The sequence below is a fragment of the Burkholderia sp. CpTa8-5 genome (assembly GCF_017815045.1).
GTDB classification, from domain to species: domain Bacteria; phylum Pseudomonadota; class Gammaproteobacteria; order Burkholderiales; family Burkholderiaceae; genus Burkholderia; species Burkholderia sola.
In genome coordinates this window covers 1-12,667 of sequence record NZ_JAGIQD010000026.1, presented here as the reverse complement: position 1 = coordinate 12,667, position 12,667 = coordinate 1, and the positions used below count along the sequence as shown (strand labels likewise).

Below are 12,667 nucleotides of genomic sequence, written 5' to 3'. Positions count from 1 at the left end.
GCCGCGCATTTCAATTTCTTTCAGCCTCCGTACTCATCCTATGATTCACCCCACGTCGCGCGCGCCATGAGCGCGCCGCGATCGCCACCCGGCTGCGCACGCGGCCGGTCATGAATGGAGACACCTAAAAAAAGGAACGCTCATGAAGCAGACCACCCGACTCGCAGTCATCGCAGGGGGCGCGGCGCTGGCCTTCGCCAGCCAGTACGCAGCAGCACAAAGCTCGGTCACGCTGTGGGGCGTGGCCGATGCCAGCATCCGTTACCTGACCAACGCCAACGCGAAGAACGACGGCCTGCTGTCGATGACCAACGGCGCGATCACGAACAGCCGCTTCGGCATCTACGGCACGGAAGACCTCGGTGGCGGCCTGAAGGCCGTGTTCAACCTCGAGAGCGGCGTGAACCTGCAGAACGGCGCATTCGCCGACAGCGGCCGCCTGTTCAACCGCGCGGCGTACGTCGGCCTGCAGAGCCCGTACGGCACCGTGACGCTCGGCCGCCAGAAGACGCCGCTGTTCGACCTGCTGGCGGATACCTACGATCCTCTGACCGTCGGCAACTACCTCGAAAACGCGTGGTTGCCGGTCGCGCTCGGCGGCGGCCTGTATGCGGACAACCAGATCAAGTACACGGGCAAGTTCGAGGGCCTGACGGCGAAGGCGATGTACTCGACCGGCACCAACTACGAATCGACCGGCGCCGGCGGCTTCTCGGGCCAGATTCCGGGCTCGCTCGGCAAGGGCAATGCATGGGGCGTATCGCTGTCGTACGTGATGGGCCCGCTCAGCATCGCGGCCGGCGCGCAGCAGAACAGCGACAACTCGGCGCGCAAGCAGACGATCTACCACGCGAACGTCGTGTACGCGTTCAGCAAGGCGAAGATCTACGCGGGCTACCTGCGCTCGAAGGACGACACGGGCTTCGTCGACAGCCTGCTCGCGCAGCAGTCGATTCCGGTCGCGAAGGGCACCGGCCGCATCGACGACGGTCCGTTCGCGGGCGTGAGCTGGCAGGTCAGCGCGCCGCTGACGCTGACGGGCGCGTTCTACTACGACCACATGCGCAATGCGATGACCACGAACGGCACGCTCGCGAGCGGCAACCGCTACGCGATCGTCGGCATCGCCGAGTACGCGTTGAGCAAGCGCACCGAAATCTACGGCACCGTCGACTTCAACAAGACGAACGGCGCGGCGAACGTCGAGCTGCCTGGCCGCAGCAACCAGACGGGCATCGCGATCGGCCTGCGCAATATCTTCTGACGAACGTCGGACAATGCCTGCGCCGGCTTCGTCCGGCGCGCATCGAAGAGGCTCCGCGCGGAGCCTCTTTTTTTCGTCACGCGACCTTCATACGCGCAACCGATTATTCGGCAAACGCTCCATTGCGCCAGGCCCGCGCCGTAAGCGATCCGTCGGCGATCCAGAACACACTTTTACAGTCCGCGCGCGGGCTTTCCGCTACGCTGCGTGCATCGCGCGTGGCATGCCGTCAGGCGTGCGCGTGCGTCGTTCCGGCGGCGCGCCGCGAGCGCGGGCGGCCTGTGCGTAACTTGTGTATCCGGCGATGACAAACGCGGTCCGCCGGTTTCTTTCGTGGGACGATGCGCTCACGATTTTCTTGAAAGGGGATGACGATGGGTATCCTGAACGTTGTGGGCGAAATCGCCGGCGCAGTGGCTGCCGTCGAAGGCGTGGAAAAGGTGGATCCGGATGCGGGCCTGCTGACCAAGGCGGCCGCGGCCGTCGCCGGTTTCAAGGGCGCGGAGGCGATCGAAGGCCTGCTCGAGAAGAAGGACGAGCAGCCGCAGCAGGCGGACGATACGCAGGCGACGGACGGCAGCGACACGTCGCAGGCATGAGCATGGCGGCCGGTCCGGCCGCGGGCGCGCCCTTCGCGCGCCTGGGCCGACCGGTGCCGCGCAATCGGCAGGTCGGGCATGCGGTCGATCGGTGACGCATGGCACAACCGCCAGCCGGTTTGACCGGCGAGAGGCCACGTCTCTCGCCGTTTTTTATTGGACGCGCGGCACGCACCGCGCGCCGCACGAATCCCCGAATCTTGCTATCGTCACCCCATCCGAACTGCGATGAGGGAATGCGATGGATTTCGACTACGACCTGTTCGTCATCGGCGCCGGCTCGGGCGGCGTGAGGCTCGCGCGCATGTCCGCGTCATACGGCGCACGCGTCGGCATAGCGGAAGAAGAGCAGATCGGCGGCACCTGCGTGCTGCGCGGCTGCATCCCGAAGAAACTGCTGGTCTACGCATCGCATTACCCGCATGAACTCGACGACGCGAAGGGCTTCGGCTGGACCTTCGGCGCCGGCACGCTCGACTGGCCCGCGCTGATCGCCGCGAAGGACCGCGAGATCAACCGGCTGAGCGACATCTACATCAGCCTGCTGCGGCAATCGGGCGTCGACATGCACGCCGGCCGCGCGACGCTCGTCGATGCGCATACGGTCGCGATCGGCGATCGCTCGATCCGCGCGCGCCACATCGCGATCGCGACCGGCTCGCGGCCGTCGTTGCCGCCGCGGCCCGGCATCGAACATGCGATCACGTCGCGCGAGGCGCTGTCGCTCGCGACGTGCCCCAAGCGCATCGCGGTGGTCGGCGGCGGCTATATCGCGGTCGAGTTCGCGGGCATCTTCAACGGCTTTGGCAGCCACGTCGACCTGTTTTATCGCGGCGAAAAAATCCTGCGCGGCTTCGACGACGACGTGCGCCAGTTCCTGACCGACGAGATGACGAAGCAGGGCGTCGCGATTCACCCGCGCGCGGTGATCGAATCGATCGAGCGCGCGGACGACGGCGCGCTGTTCGTGCATGTCGGCGACGCGCGGCACGGGCCGTACGATCAGGTGCTCTATGCGACCGGCCGCGTGCCGAACGTCGACGGGATCGGGCTCGAGCAGGCGGGCATCCTGCTCGATGCACGCGGCGCGATTGCCGTCGATGCGTATTCGGCGACGTCGGTGCCGTCGATCCACGCGATCGGCGACGTCACGTCGCGGCCGCAGCTCACGCCGGTCGCGACGCGCGACGCCGGCTTGCTCGCGCGCACGCTGTTCGGCGGCTCGCGCGTGGCGGTCGATCACGCGTACGTGCCGTCGGCCGTGTTCAGCCAGCCGGAGGTCGCGACGGTCGGCCTGACCGAGGCCGATGCGCGCCGCACGCTGGGCGACGTCGACATCTACCGCACGTCGTTCAAGGCGCTGCGCCACACGCTGTCGGGCCGCGACGAGCGCACGCTGATGAAGCTCGTCGTCGCGCGCGACAGCCAGCGCGTGATCGGCGCGCACATGGTCGGCCGCGACGCGGGCGAGATCATTCAGGGCATCGCGATCGCGATTCGCGCGGGCGCGACGAAGACGCAGTTCGACGACACGATCGGCATTCATCCGACCGCGGCCGAGGAGTTCGTGACGATGCGGCAGAAGGTGGGCGACTAGCGGGAAGCGGGCGGCCGCGTTTTCAACGCGGCCGTGTTTCGCGGGCGTACGCCGCTCAATGCACGCCGAACGCGTCCAGCAGCCGATACCAGCTCATCGCGAGCACCAGCGCCGGCGTGCGCAGCGCCTCGCCGCCCGGGAAGTCGCGATGCCGGATCTTGTCGAACAGGTCGAAGCGGCTCGCCTGTCCGTCGATCGCCTCGGCGATCAGCTTGCCCGCGAGCGCGGTCGTGTTCACGCCGTGCCCCGAGAACCCCTGCGCGAAGTAGGTCGTCGGCGTGATGCGGCCGAAATGCGGCGCGCGGTTCATCGTGATGTCGACGAAGCCGCCCCACGCATAGTCGACCTTCACGTCCGCGAGCTGCGGGAACGTCTTCAGCATGTCCGCGCGCATCGCCGCGGCGAGATCGCGCGGCTCGCGCGTCGAATAGCTGACCTTGCCGCCCCACACGAGCCGCGTGTCGGGCGCCGGCCGGAAATAGTCGAGCACGAAGCGGCTGTCGCAGATCGCCGCGCGCGCGGGCATCAGCGCGGCGGCGCGCGCTTCGCCGAGCGGTTCGGTCGCGATCACGTAGGTGCCGACCGGCATGATCTTCTTCGACAATGCGGGCGCGAGCGTGCCGACGTAGGTGTTGCACGCGAGCACGACGAAGCGCGCGCGCACGTTGCCGCCGCTCGTCTCGACGACGTGGCCGCCGGACACGTCGCGCACGTGCGTCACGCAGCTGTCCTCGTGGATGCGCACGCCCGCGTCGGTGGCCGCCCGTGCGAGGCCGAGCGTGTAGTTGAGCGGATGGAGGTGGCCGCTGTCCGGGTCGTACAGGCCGCCGCAATAGCGGGCCGACTGCACGTAGTCGGGGAGTTCGTCCGCTTCGACGAAGTGGAAGCGGTCGTAACCGAAGCGCTTCGCGGCTTCGTCGCGCCAGCGTTTCAGCGCATCGGCGTCGCGCTCGGTGTTCGCCGCGGTCAGGTAGCCGGGCACCAGCGCGCAGTCGATGTCGTGCCGCGCGATGCGCGCCTTCACGAGCGACAGCGTTTCGAGCCCCATGTCCCAGATCCGCTTCACGTCGCCTTCCGGCATGAATTGCGCGAACGTGTCGATGCCGCACGCGAAGCCGCCGATCAGCTGGCCGCCGTTGCGGCCGCTCGCCGCCCATCCGACCCGCGACGCTTCGAGCACGGTCACCGAATGGCCGCGCTCGGCGAGGTTGAGCGCGGCGGACAGGCCCGTGAGGCCCGCGCCGATCACGCATACGTCGGCGTCGGTCGAGCCGGCGAGCGGCGCGTGGCGGGTCGTGTCGTTGACGGTCGCCGCGTAGTACGACGCGACGTGCGGCTGGTTGGCGAATGTCTGCATGATGAGGAGGGCGGAGTGAGAGGGCTCAGAACAGCTCGCGGACGCGGTGATACAGCATCCCGAGCTCGAGTGCCGGTTGCCGCCATGCGTCGCCGCCGGGAAAGCGCCGGTGACGCACGCGTGCGAACAGATCGAACGCGCGCGTGTCGCCCGCGATCGCGCCGGCGACCGCGCGTCCGGCGATCCCGGTGAGCGCGACGCCGTGCCCGCTGAAGCCCTGGACGTAGAAGAAGTTCGGATCGATCGCGCCGAAGTCAGGCGCGCGGTTGCGCGTGACGTCGACGAAGCCGCCCCACGCGTGCTCGACGCGCACGTCGCCGAGCTGCGGGAACACGCCGACCATGCGCTGCCGGATCGCTTCGGCGAGCGCGGCGGGCGACGCGCCGGCCGAATTCGCACGGCCGCCGAACAGCATCCGGTCGTCGGCCGACAGCCGGAAGTAGTCGAGGAAGAAGTTGTTGTCGCACACGGCTTCGCGTCGGGCGATCAGCGCGTCGGCATGCGCGCGGCCGAGCGGCTCGGTCGCGATGATGTAGGACGCGATCGGCGCGATGCGCGCGGCGGTCGCGGCCGGCAGCACACCGCCGGGGCCCGCATTGCAGCACGACACGACGAAGCGGCAGCGCACTTCGCCGGATGGCGTGCGCACGACCGGCCGCGCGCCGCGCACGACGTCGAGCGCGGGCGTGTGCGCGTACAGCGCGACGCCTTCGCGGCGCGCGGCATCGGCGAGGCCGAGGCAATACTTGAGCGGATGCAGGTGGCCCGACAGCGGGTCGTGCACGCCGGCCAGATAACGCGTCGACGCAATGCGCGCGTGGATCTCGCCGGTATCGAGCCACGCGAGCGACGGGTGGCCCCAGCGCGACGTCGCGGCATTCATCCACGCGCGCAGGTCGTCCACGCGGCGCGGCTTCGTCGCGACGGTCAGGTAGCCGCGCGTGAAGTCGCAGTCGATCCCGTAGCGCGCGATGCGCTCGGCGATCAGCGCGACGCCGTCGAGCGACAGCGACCACGCGGCGCGCGCACCGTCGGCGCCGAGCTGTTTCTCGATCACCTCGTCTTTCGCGAAGCCGGTGATCGCCTGGCCGCCGTTGCGGCCCGACGCGCCCCAGCCGGGCCGGTGCGCATCGATCACCGCGACCGACAGCCCGCGCGCGCGGCAGTCGAGCGCCGTCGACAGGCCCGCGAAACCGGCGCCGATCACGCAGACGTCGACGTCGATCGCATCCTCGAGGATCGGATCGTCGGCCACGGGTCGTGTGGCCGTGGCTTCGTAATACGAGTCGCGCGCGAGCGCCTCGGCGCGGCGGGTGAAAGACTGCGTCATGAAACTGACTCCCTCGACAAGGCTGCGAACGGCGCGCAGCCGGAAAACGGCGCGGGACGCCGTGCGTGCGGCACGGCGCCCCGCGCGTGCTGCATCAGAACGAATAGATGAACTGCGTCGCGAGCAGGTCGTTGGACTTGCCGTACGACCCGTCGTTGCGCAGGAACACCTTGTTGTTCGCCCAGTCGTGCCGGTATTCGACCTTCACGGTGATCTGCTGGGTCGGATAGAACAGCAGGTCGAGCGCGACGTCCTGGCGCACCGCGCCCTTGCACTCGAAGCCCAGGCCGCCGCCGGCCTTCGACTGCGCGAGGCAGTCCGCATCGACGCCGAAGCCGTTGCTCGGGTCCATCCCGTTGCCGTTCAGCGCGATGCCGCCGCCGCCGCCGCCGTTCTTCGAGTTCGCGAGCAGGTCGTAGCGCAGCGTCACGCCCATGCGGCCGACCACCGGTGCGTTGAACTTGCGGTGCGCGAGCAGCGACAGCCCGTACCACTGCGCGAGCCCGCCGTTGAACGCGGCATGCTGCTGCCGGCCGTAGTCGACTTCGGCGTTGTACTGAATATCGGCGAGCGTGTAGGTCGCGTCGAGTTCGCCGAAGAAGAACGAACCGTACCCGCTCGGCGCCGCGCCGCCCGGGCCGTAGTGGACGACGCCGTCCGAATCGATCGCACTCGACAGCGTCTGCCGCCCGATGTTGAACGAGCCGCCGAGATCGAGCGCGCTCGACCACGTGTAGTCCGCGCGCGCGGTGAAGGTCGGCACCTTGTTGCTCGTGGTGATCGGGTCGCCGAGCGCATTGGTGCCCGTCTGCGTGACCGAACCGTAGGTGCGGTACTGCTCGTTGCCGAGGAAGAACTTCCACGCCCAGGCGCCCTTCGTGTAGTTCGCGCCGACACCGACGTAGCTGCCCGGATCGGAGAAATCGTACAGCAGGTTGTGCGTGAGCGTGAGCATCTGGTTCGACTGCTGCACTTCGTAGCCGCCGAAGCTCGGGATCAAACCGGCGACGAGCGTCGTTTCCGCGGTGATCGGCACGTTGATGACCGCGGTGTTCAGCAGGTTGTCGGTGATCGAGCCGCGCGAGTTCTGCAGCAGCGTGATGCCGTTGCCGCGGTTCGGCATCAGCGTGATTTCGGCCGACGGCGCCATCGGGCCGACGCCGAACGTCTTCTTGATGTCGAGGTAGAGGTCGCCGAACGTGCTGTTGAAGTAGTTGTACGCGTTCTCGTGGTTCGCGAACAGGAACGACGACGTGCCGGCCGCGCGGTTGTAGATGTAGGTCGGATCGATGTAGCCGGTGACCGACAGGCCGGCGAGCGGGCCCGTGGTGGCCGCGTCGGTCAGCGAGTCGACCTTCAGCTGCTGGTTCGCGATCTGCTGCTTCATTTCGCTGACCTCGTCGTTGGTCAGCGTGGCGCGTGCGCGGCCGTAATCCGGCGAGCTCGGATCGGCGGCGACCGCGACCGCGTTGCCGCCGCCGGCCATGCCGCCGCTCGCGCCGGCCGGCTTCGCGGCGAGTTGCGCCTGCATCGCCTTCATCTGTTTCTGCAGCGCCGCGACCTGCGCCTGCAGCGCCTTGATTTCGGCGGAGGTGGAACCGGCCAGCGCGACGCCCGGCAACGCGCCGGCCACCAGCAGGCAGATCAGTTTCTTCTTCATTGCGGATTCTCCTAGTCGTGCGCCTGTCAAAACGGGATCGAATCGCGCCCCCCCCCGGGGCGGCGCGTCATGCTTGTCTGCACTGCTTGTTATCGTTGAAGGAGTCGAGCGTTCAGGCCATCGCGAACGCGGCCTTCAAGTCGGCCATCCGGCGCCGCTCGCGCGCGATCATCATCCGGTTCACGACGATCACGCCGATCGTCACGGCCGTGATGAACAGCGTCGCCAGCGCATTCATCTCGGGGTTCAAGCCCAGGCGCACGCGCGAGAACACCACCAGCGGCAGCGTCGTCGAGCCCGGCCCGGACAGAAACGCCGACAGCACCAGATCGTCGATCGACAGCGTGAACGACAGCAGCCACCCCGACAGCAGCGCCTGCGAGATCAGCGGCAGCGTCACCACGAAGAACACCTTCAGCGGCGTCGCGCCGAGATCGAGCGCGGCCTCCTCGAGCGACTTGTTCATCTCCTTCACGCGCGACTGCACGATGATCGCCACGTACGACACGCACAACATCACGTGGCCGATCCAGATCGTCGCCATCCCGCGCCCCTTCGGCCAGCCGAACATCTGCTCCAGCGCGACGAACAGCAGCAGCAGCGAGATCCCCTGGATCACCTCCGGAATCACCAGCGGCGCGTTGATCATCCCCGTGTACAGCGTGAAGCCCTTGAAGCGGCCGAAGCGCGCGAGCACGAAGCCGGCCCACGTGCCGATCACGACCGACGCGGTGGCCGTCAACAGGCCGATCTTCAGCGACAGCCACGCGGCGGTCAGCAGCTCGTCGTCGTCCAGCAGCGCCGCGTACCACTTCAGCGAGAAGCCCGACCACACCGTCACCAGCTTCGATTCGTTGAACGAATACACGACGAGGCTGATGATCGGGATGTACAGGAACAGGAAGCCGAAGGCGAGAACGCCCGTCGACAGCGGTTTGCTCGGCTTGATCATTTCGCGTCCTCCAGTTCCTTGACCTGGTAGTACTGGAACAGCGCCATCGGCACCAGCAACAGCAGCACCATCGCGACCGTCACCGCGGACGCCATCGGCCAGTCCATGTTGTTGAAGAATTCATCCCACATCACGCGGCCGATCATCAGCGTGTCGGCGCCGCCGAGCAGTTCGGGAATCACGTACTCGCCGACCGCCGGGATGAACACCAGCAGGCTGCCGGCGATGATCCCGTTCTTCGACAGCGGCAGCGTGATGCGCGTGAACGCGACCCACGGTTTCGCGCCCAGGTCGTACGCGGCTTCGAGCAGCGTCAGGTCCATCTTCACGAGGTGCGCATAGAGCGGCATCACCATGAACGGCAGGTACGAATAGACCATTCCGATGTAGACGCCCGCATCGCTGTGATAGAGCCGCAGCGGCGTGTGGATGATGCCGAGCGCGATCAGCGTGTGGTTCAGCAGGCCGTCGTCCTTCAGGATGCCGATCCATGCGTACACGCGGATCAGGAACGACGTCCAGAACGGCAGCATCACGGCCATCATCAGCACGTTGCGGCGGTTCGGCTCCGAGCGCGCGATGTAGTACGCCATCGGATAGCCGATCAGCAAACACAGCACTGTCGACACGGCAGCCATCTTCAGCGAGCTGAGGTAGGTCGCGATGTACAGGTCGTCCTGCAGCAGGAACGCGTAGTGCGACAGCTGCAGCGCGAAGTGCACGACGCCGTCCTTGAACTCGACGAGCGACGTGTACGGCGGGATGCCCATCACCTGGTCGGCGAAGCTGATCTTCAGCACCAGCACGAACGGCAGCGCGAAGAACACGGCCAGCCACAGGAACGGCACGCCGATCGCGACGGTGCGGCCCGACGGCAGCAAGCGCGACAGCGCGGCGAAGCGGCGGCGGCTGGCGTGACCCGCGCCGGTGCGTGCGGCGCCGGTCGGCACCGGCGCGGAAGGCGTGGAAGCGGAGGTTCTCATCGTCGCGTCCTCATTGCGTCAGCACGACGCCGCTGGCCGGCGACCACGACACGAACACGTCGTCGTTCCACGCGGGCGCGCCGTCGTTCATCAGGTGCGAGCTCGACAGATTCGACACCACCGTCTTGCCGCTCGGCAGACGCACGTGGTACAGCGAGTAGCTGCCCATGTACGCGATGTCGGTCACCACGCCGCGCGCCCAGTTGTGCCGCGCGCCCGGCTTCTCGCGCGACACGTGCACGCGCTCCGGGCGCACCGAGATGCCGACCGGCATCCCGAGCGGGCCGGTCACGCCGTGGCTCACGTACATGCGGTTCTCGAGATCGTCGCTTTCGACGAAGATGTGGTCGGGCTCGTCCTCGACCACGCGCCCCTCGAACAGGTTGGTCGAGCCGATGAATTCGGCCGAGAAGCGGCTGTTCGGGTATTCGTACACTTCGCCGGGCGAACCGATCTGCACGATCTTGCCTTCGCTCATCACCGCGAGGCGGCTCGCCATCGTCATCGCCTCTTCCTGGTCGTGCGTGACCATCACGCAGGTCACGTCGACCTTCTCGATGATGTTCACCAGTTCGAGCTGGGTTTTCTGGCGGATCTTCTTGTCGAGTGCGGACATCGGCTCGTCGAGCAGCAGCAGCTTCGGGCGCTTCACCAGCGAGCGGGCGAGCGCGACGCGCTGCTGCTGGCCGCCCGACAGCTGATGCGGCTTGCGCTTCGCGTACTTGGTCATCTGCACGAGCGCGAGCGCATCGGCCACGCGTTCCCTGATCTCGTTTTTCGGCGTGCCTTCCTGCTTCAGGCCGAACGCGACGTTCGATTCGACCGTCATGTGCGGGAACAGCGCATACGACTGGAACATCATGTTGACCGGGCGGCGGTACGGCGGCAGCGACGCGAGGTCCTCGCCGTCGACGAAGATCTTGCCGGAGGTCGCCGTTTCCAGCCCGGCGAGCATGCGCAGCAGCGTGGACTTGCCGCAGCCCGAACTGCCGAGCAGCGCGAACAGCTCGTTCTTCGCGATCGTCAGGTTCACGTTGTCGACGGCCGTGCTGTCGCCGAATTTCTTCACGACGTTTTCGATGCGCACGAACGCATCGTTTTGCGTACGGGGTGCGGCGGCAGGTTGGGTCTGGCGTGCAGCAGCGGAAGAGGGTATCGATTGCATGGGAGTCACCATTCGTTCTTCACGGATTGCAGGCGTGAGCGTCCCCACGCGAGGCGCGCAACGCGACTCGCGAGCAACGGCTCGTGCCGGATGGAACAGCGCGCGTGGCGCGCGGGCGGACGGAGGTCCGCGAATGTCAGGCGGGCAGGCGGACCGCGATGCCTGCGCCGCCGTGAGGCATCGCGATCAGTGGCCCGTCTTCAATTGGGCCCACAGACGGTTCTCGAGGCGCAGGATCTCGGCCGGCATCGGCTTCATCAGCACCATCTTCTTCAGCACGTCTTCGGGCGGATAGACGGTCTGGTCCTGCGCGACGGCCGGCGTGACGAACTGATGCGCGGCTTTGTTCGCGGTCGGGTAGAACACCGTGTTGGTGATCGCCGCGTTGACCTTCGGGTCGGAAATGTAGTTGATCCACTTCAGCGCGGCCTCGGGGTGCGGTGCATCCTTCGGGATCACCATCACGTCGAACCACAGCAGGCCGCCTTCCTTCGGATTCGAGAACTTGATGTCGTACGAACGCTTCGCTTCGGCCGAGCGGCGGTGCGCGATGCCGACGTCGCCCGACCAGCCGAGCACGACGCATACGTCGTTGTTCGCGAGGTCGTTGATGTAGCCGGACGAGTTGAACTGGGTGATGTACGGGCGGACTTTCTTCAGGACTTCGAACGCAGCCTGGTAGTCGCCGGGGTTCTTGCTGTTCGGGTCCTTGCCCATGTACTGCAGCGTGGCAGCGAACACGTCGACGGCCTGGTCGAGGAACGACACGCCGCAGCTCTTCAGCTTCTCCATGTTGGCCGGATCGAACACCAGCGCCCAGCTGTCGACCGGCGCCTTGTCGCCGAGCGCCTTCTTCACCGCCTGTGCGTTGTAGCCGATGCCGTCCGTGCCGTACGCCCAGGGCACCCCGTACTGGTTGCCCGGATCGGCATCCGAGATCATCTTCATCAGCAGCGGGTCGAGGTTCGCGAGGTTCGGAATCTTCGACTTGTCGAGCTTCTGGTACACGCCGGCCTGGATCTGCTTGGCCATGTAGTTCGACGTCGGCACGACGATGTCGTAGCCGGAGCTGCCGGCCAGCAGCTTCGCCTGAAGCGTGTCGTCGCTGTCGTAGTTGTCGTACTTGACGTGAATACCCGTCTGCTTCTGGAAGTTCGGGATCGTGTCCGGCGCGATGTAGTCGGACCAGTTGTAGACGTTCAGGTCCTCGGCATGAGCCGACGGACTGGCGACCGACGTGAACGCGGCCACCGCGGCAAGGGCCGCGATGGAACAGGCTTGGCGAAGTAAGCAGGCACGCATGGTGGAATTCCCTTGGGTGATGGCGGCGTGCGGCGCCCGCCGCACGCCTGTAGGCAAAACCGTTACGAAATACCCAGTTGCTGGGCGGTGGCATCGACGGCCTTCTTTGCCTTCGACACGAGTTCATCGATTTCCTGGCGCGAGATCACGAGCGGCGGCGACAGCAGCATCCGGTCGCCGGTCGCCCGCATGATCAGGTTGCCGTTGAAGCAGAAGTCGCGGCAGATCGTGCCGACGTCGCCGCCGTTCGCGAAGCGGCGGCGTTCGGCCGGCGCTTCGGCCAGTTGCAGGCTCGCGACCATCCCGTGCCCGTGCACTTCGCCGACGATCGGATGACGCGCGAAGGTTTCGCGCATCAGCGCCTGGAAGTACGGGCCGGTGTCGGTCTTCACGCGCTCGACGATCCCCTCGTCGCGCAGCAGCTTCAGGTTCGCGACCGCGACGGCCGCCGCCACCGG

General features: G+C 67.0%; 11 protein-coding genes. 3 read left to right on the top strand and 8 right to left on the bottom strand.

Annotated features, from left to right (window positions below; all coding sequences use genetic code 11):
* Window positions 1-142: 142 nt before the first annotated feature.
* The 3 genes from J8I35_RS28200 to gor all read left to right on the top strand — a co-directional run bounded on the left by J8I35_RS28200 (window position 143) and on the right by gor (window position 3,460).
* Window positions 143-1,264: a porin gene (locus J8I35_RS28200; RefSeq protein ID WP_050014280.1), complete on the top strand. Its 1,122-nt coding sequence runs from the start codon at window positions 143-145 to the stop codon at window positions 1,262-1,264.
* Between the two features lie 374 nt (window positions 1,265-1,638).
* Window positions 1,639-1,863, top strand: a complete 225-nt coding sequence (locus tag J8I35_RS28195) for a hypothetical protein (RefSeq protein ID WP_050014343.1) — start codon at window positions 1,639-1,641, stop codon at window positions 1,861-1,863.
* A gap of 241 nt (window positions 1,864-2,104) precedes the next feature.
* Complete coding sequence (gene gor / locus J8I35_RS28190; protein WP_124557374.1) at window positions 2,105-3,460, top strand: glutathione-disulfide reductase; 1,356 nt, start codon at window positions 2,105-2,107, stop codon at window positions 3,458-3,460.
* Between the two features lie 55 nt (window positions 3,461-3,515).
* Here gor and J8I35_RS28185 read toward each other — a convergent pair whose 3' ends face one another.
* The 8 genes from J8I35_RS28185 to J8I35_RS28150 all read right to left on the bottom strand — a co-directional run.
* Window positions 3,516-4,817 carry an FAD-binding oxidoreductase gene (locus tag J8I35_RS28185; RefSeq protein ID WP_209928087.1) on the bottom strand — a complete coding sequence of 434 codons (1,302 nt, stop codon included), beginning with the start codon at window positions 4,815-4,817 and terminating at the stop codon, window positions 3,516-3,518.
* 25 nt (window positions 4,818-4,842) lie between these two features.
* Complete coding sequence (locus J8I35_RS28180; RefSeq protein WP_209928085.1) at window positions 4,843-6,147, bottom strand: FAD-binding oxidoreductase; 1,305 nt, start codon at window positions 6,145-6,147, stop codon at window positions 4,843-4,845.
* A 94-nt stretch (window positions 6,148-6,241) separates the two neighbouring features.
* Window positions 6,242-7,807 (bottom strand): DUF3138 family protein, encoded by a 1,566-nt coding sequence (locus tag J8I35_RS28175; RefSeq protein ID WP_209928079.1) that lies wholly within the window; start codon window positions 7,805-7,807, stop codon window positions 6,242-6,244.
* Between the two features lie 112 nt (window positions 7,808-7,919).
* Window positions 7,920-8,759: an ABC transporter permease subunit gene (locus tag J8I35_RS28170; RefSeq protein WP_050014285.1), complete on the bottom strand. Its 840-nt coding sequence runs from the start codon at window positions 8,757-8,759 to the stop codon at window positions 7,920-7,922.
* Complete coding sequence (locus J8I35_RS28165) at window positions 8,756-9,742, bottom strand: ABC transporter permease subunit (protein ID WP_209928074.1); 987 nt, start codon at window positions 9,740-9,742, stop codon at window positions 8,756-8,758. Before J8I35_RS28165 ends, J8I35_RS28170 begins: the two co-directional genes overlap by 4 nt.
* A gap of 10 nt (window positions 9,743-9,752) precedes the next feature.
* Window positions 9,753-10,907 (bottom strand): polyamine ABC transporter ATP-binding protein, encoded by a 1,155-nt coding sequence (gene potA / locus J8I35_RS28160; protein WP_089488887.1) that lies wholly within the window; start codon window positions 10,905-10,907, stop codon window positions 9,753-9,755.
* A 186-nt stretch (window positions 10,908-11,093) separates the two neighbouring features.
* Window positions 11,094-12,209 (bottom strand): polyamine ABC transporter substrate-binding protein, encoded by a 1,116-nt coding sequence (locus tag J8I35_RS28155; RefSeq protein ID WP_050014288.1) that lies wholly within the window; start codon window positions 12,207-12,209, stop codon window positions 11,094-11,096.
* Window positions 12,210-12,271: 62 nt separating this feature from the next.
* Window positions 12,272-12,667: aminotransferase class III-fold pyridoxal phosphate-dependent enzyme (locus J8I35_RS28150; RefSeq protein WP_124557380.1), on the bottom strand; the 396-nt coding region annotated here is incomplete at its 5' end.